General features: G+C 64.5%; 15 protein-coding genes. 3 read left to right on the top strand and 12 right to left on the bottom strand.

The annotated features are described in order from the left end of the window. Window positions 1–563: 563 nt before the first annotated feature. From tyrS to PJL15_RS16365, 3 genes are all read right to left on the bottom strand, one after another. Entirely contained in the window at window positions 564–1,874 is a 1,311-nt protein-coding gene (tyrS, locus tag PJL15_RS16375; protein ID WP_281452198.1) for a tyrosine--tRNA ligase, read from the bottom strand. 37 nt (window positions 1,875–1,911) lie between these two features. Further along, on the bottom strand, window positions 1,912–4,140 hold the full coding sequence (locus PJL15_RS16370; protein WP_281452197.1) for an ATP-binding domain-containing protein: 2,229 nt from the start codon (window positions 4,138–4,140) through the stop codon (window positions 1,912–1,914). Between the two features lie 113 nt (window positions 4,141–4,253). Beyond that, on the bottom strand, window positions 4,254–4,922 hold the full coding sequence (locus PJL15_RS16365) for a DNA-3-methyladenine glycosylase (RefSeq protein ID WP_281452196.1): 669 nt from the start codon (window positions 4,920–4,922) through the stop codon (window positions 4,254–4,256). Between the two features lie 82 nt (window positions 4,923–5,004). Here PJL15_RS16365 and PJL15_RS16360 point away from each other — a divergent pair, with 82 nt between their 5' ends. Next, window positions 5,005–6,483, top strand: coding sequence for a DNA-3-methyladenine glycosylase 2 family protein (locus tag PJL15_RS16360; RefSeq protein ID WP_281452195.1), 1,479 nt, complete (start codon window positions 5,005–5,007; stop codon window positions 6,481–6,483). A 290-nt stretch (window positions 6,484–6,773) separates the two neighbouring features. Here PJL15_RS16360 and PJL15_RS16355 read toward each other — a convergent pair whose 3' ends face one another. The 9 genes from PJL15_RS16355 to argC form a co-directional block, all read right to left on the bottom strand. Further along, window positions 6,774–7,511: a maleylpyruvate isomerase family mycothiol-dependent enzyme gene (locus PJL15_RS16355; protein WP_281452194.1), complete on the bottom strand. Its 738-nt coding sequence runs from the start codon at window positions 7,509–7,511 to the stop codon at window positions 6,774–6,776. A gap of 97 nt (window positions 7,512–7,608) precedes the next feature. Beyond that, a complete protein-coding gene (argH, locus tag PJL15_RS16350) occupies window positions 7,609–9,024 on the bottom strand; it encodes an argininosuccinate lyase (RefSeq protein WP_281452193.1) in 1,416 nt (471 codons plus the stop codon). Beyond that, complete coding sequence (locus PJL15_RS16345) at window positions 9,024–10,229, bottom strand: argininosuccinate synthase (RefSeq protein ID WP_211711897.1); 1,206 nt, start codon at window positions 10,227–10,229, stop codon at window positions 9,024–9,026. The genes argH and PJL15_RS16345 overlap by 1 nt, the downstream gene beginning before the upstream one ends. A 63-nt stretch (window positions 10,230–10,292) precedes the next feature. Then, the gene (locus tag PJL15_RS16340; RefSeq protein WP_281452192.1) at window positions 10,293–10,829 is read right to left on the bottom strand and encodes an arginine repressor; all 537 of its coding nucleotides are present in this window, start codon (window positions 10,827–10,829) and stop codon (window positions 10,293–10,295) included. Beyond that, the gene (gene argF, locus PJL15_RS16335) at window positions 10,829–11,830 is read right to left on the bottom strand and encodes an ornithine carbamoyltransferase (protein WP_281452191.1); all 1,002 of its coding nucleotides are present in this window, start codon (window positions 11,828–11,830) and stop codon (window positions 10,829–10,831) included. The genes PJL15_RS16340 and argF overlap by 1 nt, the downstream gene beginning before the upstream one ends. Beyond that, window positions 11,827–13,167, bottom strand: a complete 1,341-nt coding sequence (locus PJL15_RS16330) for an acetylornithine transaminase (RefSeq protein WP_281452190.1) — start codon at window positions 13,165–13,167, stop codon at window positions 11,827–11,829. The genes argF and PJL15_RS16330 overlap by 4 nt, the downstream gene beginning before the upstream one ends. Further along, window positions 13,164–14,120 carry an acetylglutamate kinase gene (gene argB / locus PJL15_RS16325; RefSeq protein WP_281452189.1) on the bottom strand — a complete coding sequence of 319 codons (957 nt, stop codon included), beginning with the start codon at window positions 14,118–14,120 and terminating at the stop codon, window positions 13,164–13,166. The genes PJL15_RS16330 and argB overlap by 4 nt, the downstream gene beginning before the upstream one ends. Window positions 14,121–14,131: 11 nt before the next feature. Further along, the gene (gene argJ, locus PJL15_RS16320; protein ID WP_281452188.1) at window positions 14,132–15,298 is read right to left on the bottom strand and encodes a bifunctional glutamate N-acetyltransferase/amino-acid acetyltransferase ArgJ; all 1,167 of its coding nucleotides are present in this window, start codon (window positions 15,296–15,298) and stop codon (window positions 14,132–14,134) included. Continuing rightward, a complete protein-coding gene (argC, locus tag PJL15_RS16315) occupies window positions 15,295–16,326 on the bottom strand; it encodes an N-acetyl-gamma-glutamyl-phosphate reductase (protein ID WP_281452187.1) in 1,032 nt (343 codons plus the stop codon). The genes argJ and argC overlap by 4 nt, the downstream gene beginning before the upstream one ends. A gap of 168 nt (window positions 16,327–16,494) precedes the next feature. Here argC and PJL15_RS16310 point away from each other — a divergent pair, with 168 nt between their 5' ends. Continuing rightward, entirely contained in the window at window positions 16,495–17,583 is a 1,089-nt protein-coding gene (locus tag PJL15_RS16310) for a fatty acid desaturase family protein (protein WP_281452186.1), read from the top strand. Window positions 17,584–17,668: 85 nt separating this feature from the next. After that, window positions 17,669–18,634 (top strand): quinone oxidoreductase family protein, encoded by a 966-nt coding sequence (locus PJL15_RS16305; protein ID WP_281452185.1) that lies wholly within the window; start codon window positions 17,669–17,671, stop codon window positions 18,632–18,634. Window positions 18,635–18,715: the final 81 nt, after the last annotated feature.

The raw sequence follows: 18,715 nt of genomic DNA, 5'->3' as shown, positions 1-18,715 counted from the left end.
CCAAACCCCGGGCCTCCCCCACCACCCAGCAGCACACAAAAGCGCCACCAGAACCAGTGATTTGAAGGGAGTCGGTCGCTATCTTTCCGCATCAGCGGCGGCGACTCGAATAACTGTACACGCGCCCCACCCCCACACCAAATCCACCCCAACACCACCCAAAAACCCCGCCAACACACGCCAAACAACCCCACCAAACCACAAAACAGCCCCAAAACCACTACAACGAATCCCCGTGAAGCCCATCACACCCCCCAGCGACAACCGTCGGAAGACAAACACAAAAGCCCAGCACCGCCGTCGAAAGACAAACACCCAAACAAGTGCCGACGTCGGCGGCCCCTATCCCAACCAAGCGAGAGAGCGATACCCAAGGACGCCGATGATGTGAGAGAGCATCAGCGAAAACCGGCGATGAAGTGATCGAGCATCAGGGAAAAACGGCGATGAAGTGAGAGAGCATCCGAAACAGCCGACGCCCGGCGCCCGGCACAGCGCCTAAACGCGGAAAAGGCCGGCAACCAAAACGGTCGCCGGCCTTCCCGAAGGCTCAGTCAAAGGAACTAGGCAGAAACCTCAATAGTGGCCAGGTTCTTCTTGCCCCGGCGAAGGAGCAAGTAGCGGCCGTGAAGGAGCTCGTCGGAGGAAACAACGGCGTCGGGATCGGAAACCTTGGTGTTGTTCACGTAGGCACCACCTTCACCAACGGTGCGGCGCGCGGCGGACTTGCTGTCCGACAAGCCCGAGGCAACCAGGAGGTCGATGATCCCCAAACCGTCGGCGCTGATCGTGGCCGACGGAAGTTCCGCCGTCGCCGCTTCCAGTGTGCGCTCGTCCAGAACCGTAAGATCGCCGTTTCCGAACAGTGCGGCGGAAGCGGCAATGACCTTTTCCGTGGCTTCGACGCCGTGAACCAGCGACGTCACTTCGAACGCAAGCTTTTTCTGGCCTTCACGGGCAAACGGACGTTCTGCCACGGCCTCCCCAAGCGCTTCAATCTCGGCGCGCGTCAGGAACGTGAACACCTTGAGGCGGTCCACCACGTCAGCGTCCGCTGTGTTCAACCAGAACTGGTAGAAGGTGTACGGGCTGCACATTTCCGGGTCAAGCCAGATGGCATTGCCTTCGCTCTTGCCGAACTTGGTGCCGTCGGAGTTGGTGATCAGCGGCGTGCCCAGGGCATGAACGCTCTTGCCCTCCACCTTGCGGATGAGTTCGGTACCACTGGTGAGGTTGCCCCACTGGTCCGAGCCGCCGGTCTGCAGGGCGCAGCCGTAGTCGCGGAAGAGCTGCAGGTAGTCCATCCCCTGCAGGATCTGGTAGCTGAACTCGGTGTAGCTGATGCCTTCATCCGAGCTCAGGCGCGACGCAACAGCGTCCTTGCGGAGCATGGTGCCGACGCGGAAGTGCTTGCCGATTTCCCGGAGGAAGTCGATGGCACTCAGCGGTGCAGTCCAGTCAAGGTTGTTGACCATGCGGGCGGCGTTGTCGCCTTCGAAACTGAGGAACCGGCGCACCTGGCCCTGCAGGTAACCCACCCACTCCGTCACGGTTTCCTTGGTGTTCAAGGTCCGCTCCGCCGTCGGACGGGGATCGCCAATCAGGCCTGTGGAGCCGCCCACCAAACCGAGGGGCTTGTGGCCGGCCAGCTGCAGGCGACGCATCAGCAGCAACTGCACCAGGTTGCCCAGGTGCAGCGAAGGCGCCGTGGGATCGAAGCCACAGTAATAGGTGATCGGGTCCCCCGCGAGCAGTTTTTCCAGTTCCGTTTCATCTGTGGAAACGTGGACCAGGCCGCGCCATGTGAGCTCCTGCCAGATGTTGGCAAAGGCGGGATCGTTGTGCTGGGACTCGAGGTTGTTTACGTGTGACACGAGATCTAAGTTAGCAGGATTGCGGGTTGCGTTTTGCCTAGCGCTCAATACCGGCCGGCACCGGCGCGGCCGCGATGAGGCGCAGGCGCTGCGTGGCCCGCGTCATCGCTACGTAGAGGTCGCCGACCTTGCCGTGTTCGTGGTTCAGCATGGCGGCTGGTTCCAGGACCACGACGCCATCGAATTCCAGCCCCTTGGCTTCCTTGGGGCTGATCACCACGATGTCTTGCTCGTAGCTGCCGGCACCGGCACCGATGCGGCGTCCGTAGACCTCCTTGAGGGCCGCGGTTGCCTGCGGCAGCAAGGGACCGTCGGCAATGACGGCCAGCAGGCCGCCGTCGATCGCTTCCACTTCCTCCGGCAGGATTTCAACCAGGCGCTGCACGATGCCGTCGGCCTCTACGCGGTCAACGACGGGTGACCATTTGCCTTCGCGTACGGCCTTGGGGGCGGAGACTACAAGCCCTGCCCTGTTCGCCATTCGGACGGCTGCCTCCGCGATCTGGGACGGCGTGCGGTAATTGACCGTCAGTTCTTCCAGGGTCCAGCGGTCACCGAACGACGGCGCCAGGGCGCTCTGCCACGAATTCGCACCGGCAGCTGCACTCGTTTGGGCGATGTCGCCCACGATGGTGAAGGACTTCAGGGGGCAGCGCCGCACCAGCAGGCGCCACTGCATGGGCGAAAGCTCCTGGGCCTCATCAACCACGATGTGCCCGAAGGCCCATGAACGATCACTGGTGGCACGCTCGGCTGCCGTGAGGCGGTTTTCGCGCTCCTGGTTTTGCTCCGCGAGCTCCTCGGCGGTGACCAGGACATCGACGCCCATGGCTTCCATGTTGGCCAGGGTCTGCTTGGCGTTGGCCAGGTCACGGGCCCGGTCGGCTTCCTGCTGGGCCAGTCCCCTGCCGGCTGCCGGGTCCAGTTCGCCGAGAAGCTCAGCGGCCTCATCCAGCAACGGAACGTCCGCTTCGGTCCACGGCGCATCGACGGGCCGCTGGAGCAACGAACGCTGTTCAGCGGTCAGGTGCGGCGTGCAGGCTTCCAGGATGGCGGGCTTGCTGAAGAGTTCGGAGATGAGCTTCTCCGGCGTCATGGGCATCCAGCACAAGTTCAGGGCAACGCGGACATCCCGCGCAGAACGGACGTCCTCGGCAAGGTAGGCGCGATCGGCGTTGTTGCCGATATTCGATTCCTCAACGAGGTCTGTCAGCTGCTCGGTGAGTTCACGCAGGAGGATCTTCACGAACGTCAGGCGTGCCTCGTTGTGGGGCTTGCCGGTGGCACGGGCCTTTTCCCGGGCTCGACGAACCTGGCGGACGGTGAGCGTCAGCTTCCGGGAATCGACTTCAAGGATGCGGTCTTCCGCCGGCGTCCTTTGACGGTTGGCCACGGCGTTGGCCACAACCTTGGCCATGTCGAGCTTGCCCTTGAGGGCAGCGACATCGGCATTTTCCTCCGGAACGGCATGGATTCCGGGCATCAGGCGGCCCAGGCTGGCCATGACCACACCAGTCTCGCCCAGGGACGGCAGCACACGTTCGATGTAATGCATGAAGGACGACGACGGTCCCACCAACAGGACACCGGCGCTCTTGAGCCGTTCGCGGTGCGTGTACAGAAGATAGGCAGCACGGTGCAGGGCCACGGCTGTTTTGCCCGTACCCGGACCGCCCTGGACGACGAGGGCTCCGGAGATGGACGAGCGGATGATCCTGTCCTGTTCGGACTGGATGGTGCCAACAATGTCCGACATGCGTCCAGTGCGCTTGGAGTTCAACGCCGCCAGCAAGGCACCCTCGCCCTGGAGGGAGTCGTTGTCCGCGAGCATCCCTGCGTCCAGGACGTCGTCCTCGATGGCCTTGACGTCGCGTCCCTGGAGAATCAGGTGGCGACGACGGCGTACACCCTGACGGTCGAAGGCGGTTGCCTGGTAGAAATGGCCGGCCTCCGGAGCACGCCAGTCGACCATCAAGCGTTGCAGGTCAGCTGTGGACAGCCCGATGCGGCCGATGTACTGGGCCTCTCCCGAGTCGAGGTCGAGGCGCCCAAAGACCAGGCGGTCGTCGACGGCGTCGAGCTGGGCCAGGCGGTCCTCGTACAGTGCCGCGAAAGCATCGCGCTCAGAGACGTTCTGCATGGTTCCCACCGCGCCTGCTTTGCGCACCTGCGCCAGCTGGGCGCGCTTTTCAGCGCGCAGCTCATCGAGCCGGGCATACAGCCCGGCAACGTATTCCTGCTCGTGGACCAAATCAGCGTCGTGCATCGAACCGTAACCCCTATCGCAAAAGACAGACCTACCATTCTACAGCGATTTTGGTAAACGTGTGGGGTACGGGTCATCTTGTGAACGGGATTGTGTTCTCGATCGTGCGGAACCTAGCCTGCAACGCTGCGGTTCCGTGGCCGCGCAGCCTTGTACCTGGACACGGTGGGGTCATCCTCGATCCAGAAGCGCCACGGATACTCGGTGGTTCCACCGGGGCCGGCCACTCCAACGCGAGGGCCACTGACGACGGCAGCCGCTGGCGACTCCGGCAACCACAGGCTGAACGGTTCCGCGAGCGCGTCACGGCCGGTGTCCGCCGTCGTGAGCCCCAGTGCCGAAGCGAGCCTTGCCGGTCCGCTGGCAAGATCTTTGGGTGCCTTGGAAGCTGGACGCCGTAACGTGGCGAGGCCTCCGCCGTCGACGATTTCTCCCGCCCGCAAGAGCAGGGCGGAGGCTTTGCCGGCCGGGCCGCAGACGATGTTCGCGCAGTAGTGCATGCCGTAGGTGAAATAGACATACAAGAAGCCCGGTGGTCCGAACATCGGCGCGTTCCGTGCCGTGGGGCCGCCGAAGGTGTGCGAGCCGGGATCGGGGTGTTCGGAGTCCCGCGGGCCCATGTAGGCTTCGACTTCCGTGAGCCGCACAGAGACGGGGCCGGATTCCGAGTGGTGCGTCAGGACGGCCCCGAGGATCAAAGGCGCGATCTCACGGGGGTCGCCCTCAAGGAACGCACGCACTGCTGCGGGATCGCCGACTCCGCCTTCCGTTGACCAATCCATCCCAAGACCCTAGCAAAATGCCTCTGACGGCCATGTCCGATTTCCGCTAGCAGGAAGGGGTGTCTGCTGGGAGGATGAAGCCATGGACTTCTGGCAACGCTATAAGGCGATCGACGCCCGCGATACCCGGTTCGATGGTCAATTCTTCACAGCGGTCAGTTCCACGGGTATCTACTGCCGGCCTTCGTGCCCGGCCCGCACGCCGAAAGCCGAGAACGTCACCTTCTACGAAACCTCGGCCGCGGCCCATGAGGCCGGGTACCGGGCCTGCAAACGATGCCTGCCCGAAGCAGTCCCTGGAACCCCTGCGTGGAATATTCGGTCAGACATTGCAGGACGCGCGATGCGCCTGATCAACGATGGCGTCATTACACGCGAAGGCGTCGATGGCCTGGCTCGCCGCTTGGGCTACTCGGCACGGCAGCTCAATCGCATCCTTAGCCACGAATTGGGCGCCGGCCCGCTTTCCTTGGCCCGGGCCAGCAGGGCGCAAACGGCGAGGACGCTGCTGGTCTCCACCAACATGCTCCTGGCGGATGTGGCCTTCGCGTCGGGGTTCAACAGCGTCCGGCAATTCAACGACACCATCGGCGAAGTGTTCGCCATGACCCCGACGGCGGTGCGCGCCACTGGCGCGAAGTCCGGTCCCGGCAGGGCTGCTGCTCCGGGAACGGCGCCTGCGGCGCTGACGCTTAACCTTCCGTACCGGGATCCGTTCGACCCCGGTATCTTCGACTTCCTGGCAGTGCGCGCGGTGCCGGGCATTGAGTCGGCGGGCACAGAACCTGATGGCACTCGAACGTACAGCCGCACGCTTCGACTCCCCCGCGGCACGGCCTCGTTCACGGTGGTGTACAGCCCGGCAGTGGCTGGCAAACCGCTTCGCTTGACGGCTGCAGCAGTGGACCTGCACGACCTCCCCGCGCTCTTGAGCCGGGTGCGGCGGCTCTTCGACCTGGATGCCGATCCGCAGGCGATCGATGATGCCCTGTCGCTGGATCCCCGGCTCGCGGACAGGATCGCGGAAGTCCCCGGTGTCAGGGTCCCCGGCGCAGTAGACCCTCAGGAGTTGCTGATCCGGGCGATGATCGGGCAGCAGATCACGGTCGCCGCCGCCCGGACGGCACTCACCCAGCTCGCGGTCGCAGGCTCGCCTGTAGAGGGCGCCTCTTCCGGCCTGGACCGGCTGTTTCCGACGTCGGCCGAACTCGCCTTGAATGGCCGCGGCCTGCTTCGGGGCCCGCAGCGCCGCATCGACTCCATTGTGGCCGCGGCAGAAGCAATGGCAACGGGGGCGCTCGATTTCGGGTACGGCGACGACCTCGAAAGCCTGAAGCGCAAACTTCTTCCTCTGCCCGGGGTTGGGCCGTGGACTGTGGGCTACGTGGCCATGCGGGTCCTGGGCGCCCCGGATGTTTTCCTCGCCCACGACGCTGCTGTGCGGAACGGGTTGAAAGTGCTGCCGGCCGGGATTGGACTCAGCGCCGATTTCCGGGAAGTAAGTCCGTGGCGGTCGTACGCCACCATGCATCTCTGGCGCGCGGCGGCGGTAAAACGCTGACCCTCCCCGGACGCTCTCTCACGAAACCGCCCCCTCCCTCCGGCGCTCTCTCACGAAACCGCCCCTTCCCTCCGGCGCTCTCTCAGGAAACCGCCCCTTCCCCCCGGCGCTCTCTCACTAGCCTGAAGCAAGGGAGAGAGGATCCGGGTCAACGGGGTGATACGCGAGAGAGGATCCGGATCAACGGGGCGATACGCGAGAGAGCATCCGGGTCAACGGGGCGATACGCGAGAGAGCATCCGGGTCAAGGGGGTGATACGCGAGAGAGGATCCGGGGCAAGGGGGTCGGGTCAGCGTGAGGCGGGCTGGGCTGCCGGCCAGGGCAGAAGCTCGGGCAGGTCCACACCGTCGGCCGCTGCGGTAGCGCGGAGGCTACCCAGGCTCGGTTCGCGGCCGGCCAGCCACGCGGCGATGTCGGTCAGCATGCCGGTGATCGCGATCGAGGTACCGCCGCTGCCAATGCTCGTTTGCGGCAGGCCTGTGGGCTGCAGGACGAGCTTGTAGGAGGCAGGAACGCGTGCCGCCAGGAAGGAAATGAGGTGCTCACAGAACGGGCGGCTCCAGGACTCCGGGCCGAAGCCCATACCGAGGTCCGATGCGTGGATGGTGAGTTCGCGCCAGAGCGCCAGCCCGCCGTCGAGTACTGTTCCGTCGCGGTAGGCAATGCGCGCCTGCCAGTCGTCCGGCCCCAAAGAATCGAAAGCCGCAACGGCGGAGCCAAGCGCAGCGGTGAGGGCCTCTGTGTGCTGCGCGAGGCTGTGTCCGGCGGCGAGTTCGATCGCCTTGTTTCGGCCGTCCATGCCGCCGTCGTAGAGCTCGATGGTTTCACCCCGGCGGGCATACTCCAGCTGCCGTGCCATGGCGTTGGCAATGCCCCTGAGATGCGCGAGTACATGGCCGCGGGTCCAGCCGGGCAGTTCCGAGGGCTGGGCCACGGAGGCATCGTCCAGTTTGGCAAGGAGGCGGGTGAGGGTGTCTGCGGCTTTGTGAAGCTCTGCGGGCAGCGCCCCGGGAGTGATCTCGGTCATAGCGCCATGCTAACGCAGAGTTATACCCAGGGCGGGCCACTTAAACGGAAAGCGGGATGACGCCCGAAGGCATCATCCCGCTCTGCTGGTACGAACGCTACGACGCGTACGAGCGCGCGGCGTCCAGTTCCGCTTCCAGTGCTGCAAGCTGGCGTTCGACGGCGGCCGGCGCCGTTCCGCCTTGCGAGTTGCGGCTGTTGAGCGAACCTTCGGTGCTCAGCACGGAGCGGACTTCGGGCGTCAGGTGCTCCGAAATAGCTGCGTACTCCTCGTCCGTCAGGTCCCAGAGTTCCACTCCACGGCTTTCGGCCTGCTTGACCGCAGCACCGGAGAGCTCGTGGGCTTCACGGAACGGAACGCCCTGGCGGACAAGCCACTCAGCGATGTCCGTTGCCAGTGCGAAGCCCTGGGGTGCCAAGGACTCCATGCGTTCAGTGTTGAACTTCAGGGTGGCGATCATGCCGGAGACAGCCGGAAGCAGCAGCTCCAGGGTGTCAGCGGCGTCGAAGACCGGCTCCTTGTCCTCCTGAAGGTCGCGGTTGTACGCAAGGGGAAGACCCTTGAGGGTAGCCAGCAGCCCGGTCAGGTTGCCGATGAGGCGTCCTGCCTTGCCACGGGCCAACTCCGCAACGTCCGGGTTCTTCTTCTGCGGCATGATCGAGGACCCCGTGGAGTACGAATCATGCAGGGTGACGAAGGAGAACTCCTTGGTGGCCCAGAAAATGACTTCCTCGGAAATCCGGGACAGGTCCACTCCGATCATGGAGCACACCCAGGCGAACTCGGCGAAGACATCGCGGGAAGCGGTGCCGTCGATCGAGTTGTGGACTGCGGAGTAGAAGCCCAGGTCCGCGGCAACAGCTTCGGGATCCAGCCCCAGCGAAGAGCCGGCCAGCGCACCAGATCCATACGGGGAAACACCGGCCCGCTTGTCCCAGTCCTGGAGTCGCTGCACATCGCGCAGCAACGCCCAGGCGTGGGCCAGCAGGTGGTGGCTCAGCAACACAGGCTGTGCATGCTGCAGGTGCGTACGGCCAGGCATGGCTACGCCGTGGTGGGCCTTCGCCTGCTCAACCAGGGCATCAACCGTGGCAAGGACTCCACCGGCGATGATCCGGGCGTGGTCCCGCAGGAACATGCGGCCAAGGGTGGCCACTTGGTCGTTGCGGGACCTGCCGGCACGGAGCTTGCCGCCCAACTGGGTTCCGGCCCGCTCGATCAGGCCACGTTCCAAGGAGCCGTGGACGTCTTCGTCGCTCTCAGCCGGAAGGTAGGCGCCAGTGGCGACGTCTTCATCCAACTGAGTGAGCGCGGCGAGCATGCCTTCAAGCTCGGCGTCGTCCAGGAGCCCGGCCTTGGCCAGCACGCGGGCGTGTGCCTTGGAGCCGGCAATGTCATAGCGGGCCAGCCGCCAGTCAAAGTGGGTTGACTTGCTCAGTGCGGCCAGCGCATCCGCGGGGCCGCCGGCGAACCGGCCGCCCCACAGTGCGCCTTCGTTTGTTGCCGACGTCATTACTCGCCTGCAACCCGGAGGTCGCGGCCCGAAGCAACCTTGGAGGACATGCCCCACAGCTCGATGAAACCGCGGGCCATGGACTGGTCGAAGGTATCGCCGGTGTCGTAGGTAGCGAGGTCGAAGTCGTACAGTGAGGTCTCGGAGCGGCGTCCGTTGACGATTGCCTGGCCACCGTGGAGGACCATGCGGATGTCACCGGAAACGTACTTCTGGGTGTCCTCGATGAACGCATCCAAGGAGCGCTTGAGCGGGGAGAACCACTGTCCGTCGTACACGAGTTCTGCCCAGCGCTGGCCAACGGTGGCCTTGAAGCGGGCCTGCTCACGCTCGATGGTGATGTCCTCGAGGTGCTTGTGCGCGGTGATCAGTGCCATGGCACCCGGGGCTTCGTAGATTTCGCGGGACTTGATGCCCACCAGGCGGTCCTCAACGACGTCGATGCGGCCCACGCCCTGTGCGCCTGCACGGCGGTTCAGTTCCTGGATGGCCTGCAGCGGGGTGACCTTCACGCCGTCGATCGCTACCGGCACGCCGGCCTGGAACGAAATGGTGACCTCGTCCGGTGCCGGCGGGAACTCCGGGGTGGCGGTGTAGTCGTAGATGTCCTTGGTAGGCGCGTTCCAGATGTCCTCGAGGTAACCGGTCTCGACGGCGCGTCCCCAGACGTTCTGGTCGATCGAGTACGGGTTCTTCTTGGTGGTCTCGATCGGCAGGCCCTTTTCCTCGGCGAAGGCGATGGCCTTGTCGCGGGTCAGGGCGAGGTCGCGAACGGGTGCGATGCACTTCAGGTCCGGGCCAAGGGTCTGGATGCCGACTTCGAAGCGGACCTGGTCGTTGCCCTTTCCGGTGCAGCCGTGGGCAACGGTGGTGGCACCGAATTCGCGGGCAGCCTTCACAAGGTGCTTCACGATCACCGGACGTGAGATCGCCGAAACCAGCGGGTAGTGGCCCTGGTAAAGCGCGTTGGCCTTCAGGGTAGGCATGGCGTACTCGTTGGCGAACTCATCGCGGGCATCCGCGACGTAGGCCTCGACGGCGCCGCAACCGAGGGCGCGCTGACGGATGGTCTCCAGGGACTCGCCGCCCTGTCCGACGTCAACAGCCACGGCGATGACCTCGGCGCCGGTGGCTTCACCGATCCAGCCGATGGCTACGGACGTATCAAGGCCACCGGAGTAGGCCAGAACAATGCGCTCAGTCACGAGAGTGCTCCTTTGTTGTTGCTTGGTTCATTCGAATCATTGCTGTGTAAAGCTGTAAAGCATTCAGTTGCCGGGGCCGGCTTCTTCGGCCATCCGCAGGAAGCGGGCTGCAAGCTCTGCCCCTCCGTCAGCGTCCCTGGACACCAACATCACAGTGTCGTCGCCTGCGATCGTACCCAATACCGAGGGCATCACGGAGTGGTCGATGGCAAGTGCCAGGAAGTTGGCTGCTCCCGGCGGGGTGCGCAGCACCGCGATGTTCCCCGAGGCCTCGGCCGTTACCAGGAGTTCGCCGCAAAGCCGGGTCAGCCGCGCGTCGAGAATTTCCTGGGTGACGCCGCTCTTGGCGTTCCGGTCCCCGCCCTCCCCCGGCACGGCGTAGACCAATGCTCCATCCTTGCCGCGAACCCGCACCGCCCCCAGTTCCACGAGGTCGCGGGACAGGGTTGCTTGGGTGACCTGGACGCCGTCGTCCGCCAGCAGGGCTGCAAGCTCTGCCTGGGAACGCACGGACTCACCAGTCAGGATCGCTGTGATGCGGGCCTGGCGGGCAGTCTTGGTGGCCGGGCTGGCACCCGGCACGGACGGAGTGGTGGACACTAGAACGAGCTCTCCCCGGTGCCCTCGACGGGCGCCAGACCGTCCACGAAGGCGAGCCCGGAACGGTGCATGAGCCACGCCATGAGTGCCTTCTGGGCGTGGAGGCGGTTTTCTGCCTCGTCCCACACGATCGACTGCGGGCCGTCGATGACGCCTGCCGAAATTTCGTAGCCGCGGTACGCCGGGAGGCAGTGAAGCACGACGGCGTCCGGCGCCGCCTGCTTCATGGCCGCCTCGTCCACGGAGTAGTCGCGGAAAAGCTCCATCCGGGCTTCCTTCTCCGCTTCCTGGCCCATGGAAACCCACGTGTCCGTGGCCACCACATCGGCGCCCTTGAGGGCTTCCGCGGCGTCGCTGGTAATCAGCACGGAACCGCCCGTCGCAGCGGCGCGCTCTTGAGCGGCAGCCACGATTTCTGCAGCGGGCAAGTAGCCTTCGGGCCCGGAGATGCGCACGTGCATGCCCGCCGTAACGCCGGCAAGAAGGTAGGAGTTCGCCATGTTGTTCGCGGCGTCGCCCAGATAGGCCATGCTCAGTCCGGCGAGTTCACCCTTGTGCTCCTTGACTGCCAGGAGGTCGGCGAGGAGCTGGCACGGGTGGTAGTCATCGCACAAAGCGTTGATGACGGGGACCTTGGAGTTCTCCGCCATGGCCACCAGGCCGGCATGCGCGCCTGTCCGCCACACGATGGTGGAGACCATGCGTTCGAGGACCTTCGCGGTGTCTTCCACGGATTCCTTGTGGCCGATCTGGGCTTCACCGGGGTTGATGATGAGGGCGTTGCCACCCATGTCGGCGATGCCGGTGGCGAAGGAGACGCGCGTCCGGGTGGAGGTCTTGTCAAAGATCACTGCTACGGTCTTGCGGCCGTTGCCCTCCGCTGCGAACGGCTGGACGCTGTAAGGCGCCGCCTTCATCCGGGCGGCAAGTTTAAGGACTTCGGCCTGCTCGGCCGGGCTCAGGTCGGTGTCTTTGAGGAAGTGACGGGTGGTAGTGCTCACTTGGCGTCCTTAGCGGTCTGGGCTGTGGCTGTGGCGATCAAGGATGGCAGTGCCGCCAGGAAACGGTCGGCCTGCTCGATGGTGAGGATCAACGGAGGCGCCAAACGGATGGTCCGCGGGCCAGGGCTGTTGATGATGAAGCCTGCATCCAGGGCGGAGGTCACCATGGCAGGGGCGATTTCGGCGTTGACGTCGAAGCCGATCAGCAAACCTTCTCCCCGGACCTCGGTCACGCCTTCGACACTGGCGATCCCGTCGCGCAGGTGCTGCCCCACTGCCTGAACGTTCTGCAGCACGCCTTGGCTGTCGATCGCGTGCAGCGTGGCCAACGCAGCGGCCGTCGCCACCGGGTTCCCACCGAAAGTGGTGCCGTGCTGCCCGGCGGTGAGCAGGGCCGACGTCGTGCTTCCGAACGTGAGCAAAGCACCCACGGGGAAGCCGCCGCCAAGGCCCTTGGCGAGCGTAATGGCGTCGGGCACGATGCCCGCGTCCTGGCTGGCGAGCCACTTACCGGTGCGGCCGATGCCGGTCTGGACCTCGTCAAGGATCAGGAGGGCGCCAGCAGCCGTGGTTACCTCTCGTGCTGCCTGCAGGTATTCGGCGCTGAGGGGCCGGACACCGGCTTCGCCCTGGATCGGTTCGAGGAAGAGAGCCGCAGTGGAATCGTCGACGGCGGCACGCAGCGCTTCGATATCACCGAACGGGATGTGGACCACGCCACCGGGCAGTGGCTCGAAGGGCGCACGGTAGGCTTCCTTCGCGGTGAGCGCCAGGGCACCCATGGTCCGTCCGTGGAACGCGCCTTCAAGGGCGATGATCTTGGTGCGCTTGCCGTCCCCGTTGTTCCGCCGGGCGAGCTTGAAAGCGGCCTCGTTGGCTTCGGTGCCTGAATTCGCGAAGAAGACCTTGGAACCGGCAGGAGCCTTGCTGATGGTCAGCAGCTTCTCGGCCAGCGCGATCTGTGTAGGACTCGTAAAGAAATTGGACACATGGCCGAGCGTTGCCAGCTGGCTGGAAATGACCGACGTGACGAACGGGTGGGCGTGGCCCAGCGCGTTCACGGCGATGCCGCCCAGGAGGTCCAGATATTCCTTGCCGTCGGCATCCCACACGAGGCATCCGGCACCACGGACGAGCACACGCTGAGGAGTACCGAAGACGCCCATGAGCGAAGACGAGTACCGGGCAAGCCAGTCCGCGCCCGAGCTCTGTGAAACGAGCGTGGTTGCGGCAGCCTCCGCAGCGATGGGGGCCCCGCCCGCTTCGCGGTGCCCGACCACACCCGGCCCCCCATCGCTGCTGCGGCTTTCGGCGGTATGGCTCAGTTCGGTGCTCATGCGTTCACTTCCTCGTCAGGGACGACCTGCGTGCCGATGCCCGCCGTCGTAAAGGTTTCAAGGAGCATCGAGTGCGCCAGGCGGCCGTCCACGATGTGCGCCTGCCCCACTCCTTCATCGATGGCTTTGAGGCAGGCGGCCATCTTGGGGATCATGCCGGATTCCAGCCTGGGCAACATGGCCCGGAGCTCCGAGGCAGTCAGCGTGGAGATGAGTGAGGTCTTGTCCGGCCATTTGGCGTAGAGACCTTCGACGTCGGTGAGGATCACCAGCTTTGTGGCGCCCAAGGCGGACGCGACGGCGGCGGCGGCCGTGTCCGCGTTAACGTTCAGGACCTGCCCGGTGGTCTGGAAACCGTTGCCGTCTTCAGTGATCTCAGGGGCGACGGTGGAGATCACGGGGATGCGGCCGGCGTCGAGAATGTCCTTGATCCCGGCGGGATCGACGCCGACAACCTCGCCTACCAGGCCCAGGTCGACTTCCTCGCCATCCACTACGGTGCCGGTGCGAACAGCCCGCAACAGCCCGCCGTCTTCACCGGACATGCCAACGGCGTACGGTCCGTGGGAGTTGATCAGGCCCACCAGTTCACGGCCCACCTGGCCGGTAAGCACCATGCGGACAACGTCCATTGCTTCGGGCGTTGTGACCCGCAGGCCACCCTTGAACTCGGATTCGATGCCGAGCCGGCCAAGCATGGAGTTGATCTGGGGACCGCCGCCATGGACCACCACTGGGTGGATGCCCACGTGGTGGAGGAAGACGATGTCCTCGGCAAACGCGCGCCGAAGGTCATCGTTGACCATGGCGTTGCCGCCGTACTTGATCACCATGGTGGTGCCGGCGAAACGCTGGATCCAGGGCAGCGCCTCGATCAGGGTTCCGGCTTTGTCCTGGGCTGTTTCGGCCGAGACGTCACTCATGGACGCCGCCTCACGGGTATGCGCAGTCATCGTCAATCCGCTCAGCTCGAGTAGGCGCTGTTCTCATGCACGTAGTCGTGCGTGAGGTCGTTGGTCCAGATGGTTGCCTCGGCGTCGCCGGCCTGAAGATCAATTTCCACAAGCACTTCGCGGGGTTCCAGGTCCACCAGGTTGCGGTCATCGCCGATCGCACCGTTCCGGCAGATCTGGACACCGTTCATGGCGACGTTAAGCTGGTCTGCTTCGAAGACGGCGTCCGTAGTGCCTACGGCGGAAAGGACGCGACCCCAGTTGGGATCCTTGCCGAAGATGGCTGCCTTGAAGAGGTTGGAGCGGGCTACCGAGCGGCTGACGATTTCCGCGTCACGTTCACTGGCGGCGTTGAAGGTCCGGATGGCGATGTCATGGCTGGCACCTTCGGCGTCACCGATCAGCTTGCGGGCCAGCTCGGCGCACACAGCGGTCACGGCTTCGCTGAGCTGCTCTGCCGACGGCAGGGCCTCGGAGGCACCGGAAGCCAGCAGGACCACGGTGTCGTTCGTGGACATGCAACCGTCGGAGTCGGCGCGGTCAAAGGTGACACGGGTGGCGTCCCGCAGCACCACATCGAGCTCGTTCGCAGGTACCTCGGCATCGGTGGTCAGCACCACGAGCATGGTGGCCAGTCCAGGAGCCAGCATGCCCGCACCCTTGGCAATACCGCCAACGGTAAACGGCTTGCCTTCAGCGTCCTTGCCGGAGAAGACAGCCTCCTTGGAGACGCTGTCGGTGGTCATGATGGCTGTTGCCGCGGCAGTACCGCCGTCCTCGGACAGCTCCTTGAAGGCAGCTTCGACGCCCGGCAGGATCTTGTCCATGGGCAGCTGCTCACCGATCAGCCCGGTGGAGCACACCACGACGTCGGCAGCTGAGACTCCCAGTACTTCGGCCACTTTCTCGGCGGTTGCGTGGGTGTTCTGGAACCCCTGCGGGCCTGTGCAGGCGTTTGCGCCGCCGGAGTTCAGGACCACGGCGTCCACCCGGCCGTCGCTGACCACTTGGCGGGACCAGTGCACAGGGGCCGCAGCGACGCGGTTGGAGGTGAAAACCGCAGCGGCTGCCTTGGACGGGCCATCGTTGACGACGAGTGCCAGGTCCGGGTTGCCGGAGGCCTTGATGCCGGCTTTGATGCCAGCGGCGCGGAATCCCTTGGGGGCGGTAATGGTCACGGTGCAACTCCCTGCAGGTTCAGGCCGGCTGTTTCATCCAGGCCGAGGGCAATATTCATGGACTGCACGGCTCCGCCGGCGGTCCCCTTGGTGAGGTTGTCGATGGCGCACGTGACAATCACGCGGCCGGTGTGCTGGTCGAACGCCAGCTGCATGACGGCGTGGTTGGACCCCTGCACCGACTTGGTGGTCGGCCACTGGCCTTCGGGCAGCAGGTGCACGAACGGTTCGTCGTCGTAAGCATCCGCCCACGCCTGGCGGAGTTCGGCTTCGGTCACGCCGTGCCCAACTTTGGCAGTGGCAGTGGTGAGGATTCCGCGGCTCATGGGGGCCAACGTGGGAGTGAAGGACACAGTCACGGGCTCGCCCGCCGCGTTGGACAGTCCCTGTTCGATCTCCGGCGTGTGGCGATGACCGCCACCCACGCCGTAAGGGCTCATGGACCCCATGACCTCGGACCCGATCAGGTTGACCTTGGCTGCTTTGCCGGCACCCGAGGTGCCGGAGGCAGAAACAATGACGACGTCGTCCGTCAGGAGCAGATTGTTGGCGAACCCGGGCGTCAAAGCCAGCAGGGCCGACGTCGGGTAGCAGCCGGGTACGGCGATCCGGGTGGCGCCCTTGAGTGCTTCGCGCTGGCCGGGCAGCTCCGGCAGGCCGTATGGCCAGGTGCCCGCGTGCTCGGAGCCATAGAACTTCTCCCAGGCTGAGGCGTCCTGCAAGCGGTGGTCCGCGCCGGCGTCGATAACCACTGTGCCTTCGGGCAACTGGGCAGCAATTTCAGCCGAGGTACCGTGCGGGAGGGCCAGGAACACCACATCGTGGCCTGCGAGGTTTTCCACCGTCGTGTCCTCAAGGATCCTGCTGGCCAAACCATGGAGATGTGGCTGCAACTCCCCTAGTCTGGAACCGGCGTTGCTGTGCGCAGTGATCGCACCGATGGTGACGTTCGGGTGGTTCGCGAGCAGGCGCAACACTTCTCCACCGGCGTAGCCACTGGCACCGGAGACGGCAACAGAAATAGTCATACCTCCACTATACAGCAAGAATATTCATGCTGTCCGATATTTATGCATGCTCAATGTGAGCTGTCACATTTGTTAGGACATCGCGCGTATGCTTAGTGGAGGGTGATCCAGACCGTGCAGTCCGAACGTCGGCTGCAGCGTTGCCCGTTAGCGATACGGGGCACATTCATGGCACCCACGTCCACCGCTGAGCGCCCCAAAGCACGCGCAATTCAGCCAAACCCCGTCGTTCAGAGCTACTCAGAGCTACTGAAGAGCGTCAAATCGGCAGGCCTTCTCGAGCGCCGCAGCGGCTTCTACATCTGGGTTTTCATAGCCTTGGTACTCCTCATGGCCGGCACGTGGCTCGGCTTCGCCTTGATTGGCGAATCCTGGTACCAACTCCTGATCGCCGCAGCTGTCGGCATTCTGTGCACGCAGCTGAGCTTCCTGGCCCACGAGGCCGGACACAAGCAAATCTTTGCTTCCCGCCGCGCCAACGATTGGTCTGCCCGCCTCCTAGCCACGGGAGTTGCCGGCATCAGCTACTCCTGGTGGGAACAGAAGCACGGAGCGCACCACAACCACCCGAACGTCATTTCCAAGGATCCTGACATCCGGAACAACGCCCTGGTCTTCCACGAAGACGCGGCGGCAGAGCGCAAAGGCCGCTTGGCATTCCTGACCAAGAAGCAGGGCTGGTTCTTCTTCCCGCTCCTGACGCTGCTTGGCCTTAGCCTCCAATTCGATTCGCTCCGGTTTGTCTTCGGCAAGGAAAAGGTCCGCCACCGCTGGGTAGAGACGCCCATCCTGGTGGCACGGCTCACTGCCCTTCCCGTACTGGCGTTCACCTTCCTGCCTATTGGAATGGCCTTCGCCTTCCTCGGGGTCCAGATTATGGTCTACGGCTTCTACATGGGCGCTTCCTTCGCACCGAACCACAAGGGCATGCCTGTCCTGCCCAAGGACAGCCGGGTGGATTTCCTCAACCGCCAGATCCTGACTTCACGCAACATTTCCGGTGGTCGTTTCATGGACTTCCTCCTGGGCGGATTGAACCGTCAGGTGGAGCACCACCTCTTCCCGGACATGGCCCGGCCCCAGCTTCACAAGGCCGCTGCTATCGTGCGTGAATTCTGCGCCAAGCACTCCATTCCCTACACCGAGACAACCTTGGTGCAGTCCTACGGGATCGTTGTCCGTTACCTCAACGACGTAGGCCTCGCAGCGGGCCGCGGCTTCGATTGCCCCGTGGCGTCGACGCACGGACGCTTCTAGGCGTTCGACACGGGAGGCCCCAACCTCCCTAGGATGGATCCTGGAACCGGGCACCGGAAGGACCGCCCCGGAGTAAGGAGCCACCATGACGCACGCAATCGTTGCCCAGCAACCCGGAGGACCCGAGGTCCTTGAGTACGCTTCCGTCGAAGTACCGGCGCCTGGCCCCGGGCAGCTGCTGATCAAAGTCGCAGCTGCCGGGGTCAACTTCATTGAGACTTACCAGCGCAACGGCACCTACAAGGTGGACTACCCGTTTACTCCCGGCGCGGAGGCCGCGGGAGTAGTCGAGGCGGTGGGCGATGGCGTTGAAGAATTTTCCGTAGGCGACCGCATCGCCACGGCCGAAGGAACCAGGACTTACGCGGAGTACGCCCTGGTAGAGGCGGCCAAAGCGCTTCCGGTTCCTGCCGGCGTCGATGATCACACCGCCGCGGCCCTGCCGCTGCAGGGAATCACGGCGCACTACCTGATGAACTCGTCCTTCCGCGTTGAGCCCGGCCACACAGTCCTCCTGCACGCCGGGGCGGGTGGGGTTGGCCTGCTTCTGACCCAGCTGTTGAAGGCCCGGGGAGCGCGGGTCATCACCACCGTGTCCTCCGATGAGAAGGCCGATCTGTCCACCCTGGCCGGCGCGGATGAGGTCCTCCGTTACGAAGGCTTCGCCGACAAAGTCCGCGAACTCACCGACGGCGAAGGCGTCAACGTGGTCTACGACGGCGTTGGCAAAGACACCTTCGATGACTCCCTTAGGAGCCTGCGCATCCGGGGAGCCATGGTGCTTTTCGGCGCGGCCTCGGGGCCGGTTCCCCCGTTTGATCCGCAACGGCTGAACGCGGCCGGCTCCCTGACCCTGACGAGGCCCACCATGGGGCACTTCGTGCAGAACGCCCAGGAACGCCGGTGGCGCTCAGCAGAAATTTTCGACGCCGCCGCCAACGGCACGCTTGCTGTCAGGGTTGGCGCTACGTACCCCCTGGCCGAAGCAGCCCAGGCCCATCGGGACCTGGAAGGACGAAAGACCACGGGCAAGGTCCTTTTGGTTCCCTGATCCGCTGCGGACATCAGCGAGATGGCGAACCAACAAAAGGTGCACTTCAGGAGAACAACCGTGCAACAAAGTGTGATGGGC

It is taken from the genome of Paenarthrobacter nitroguajacolicus (genome assembly GCF_029952445.1).
GTDB lineage: Bacteria > Actinomycetota > Actinomycetes > Actinomycetales > Micrococcaceae > Arthrobacter > Arthrobacter nitroguajacolicus_B.
Note: the sequence above shows the minus strand (reverse complement) of the source record. Positions and strands in the feature narration are given on the sequence as shown.

Excerpts from the sequence above, each read along its gene's own strand:
- PJL15_RS16370 (WP_281452197.1), bottom strand. The coding sequence starts at position 4,140 with ATGCACGACGCTGATTTGGTCCACGAGCAGGAATACGTTGCCGGGCTG.
- PJL15_RS16365 (WP_281452196.1), bottom strand. The coding sequence starts at position 4,922 with ATGGATTGGTCAACGGAAGGCGGAGTCGGCGATCCCGCAGCAGTGCGT.
- PJL15_RS16360 (WP_281452195.1), top strand. The coding sequence starts at position 5,005 with ATGGACTTCTGGCAACGCTATAAGGCGATCGACGCCCGCGATACCCGG.
- PJL15_RS16355 (WP_281452194.1), bottom strand. The coding sequence starts at position 7,511 with ATGACCGAGATCACTCCCGGGGCGCTGCCCGCAGAGCTTCACAAAGCC.
- argH (WP_281452193.1), bottom strand. The coding sequence starts at position 9,024 with ATGACGTCGGCAACAAACGAAGGCGCACTGTGGGGCGGCCGGTTCGCC.
- PJL15_RS16330 (WP_281452190.1), bottom strand. The coding sequence starts at position 13,167 with ATGAGCACCGAACTGAGCCATACCGCCGAAAGCCGCAGCAGCGATGGG.
- argB (WP_281452189.1), bottom strand. The coding sequence starts at position 14,120 with ATGACTGCGCATACCCGTGAGGCGGCGTCCATGAGTGACGTCTCGGCC.
- argC (WP_281452187.1), bottom strand. The coding sequence starts at position 16,326 with ATGACTATTTCTGTTGCCGTCTCCGGTGCCAGTGGCTACGCCGGTGGA.
- PJL15_RS16310 (WP_281452186.1), top strand. The coding sequence starts at position 16,495 with ATGGCACCCACGTCCACCGCTGAGCGCCCCAAAGCACGCGCAATTCAG.
- PJL15_RS16305 (WP_281452185.1), top strand. The coding sequence starts at position 17,669 with ATGACGCACGCAATCGTTGCCCAGCAACCCGGAGGACCCGAGGTCCTT.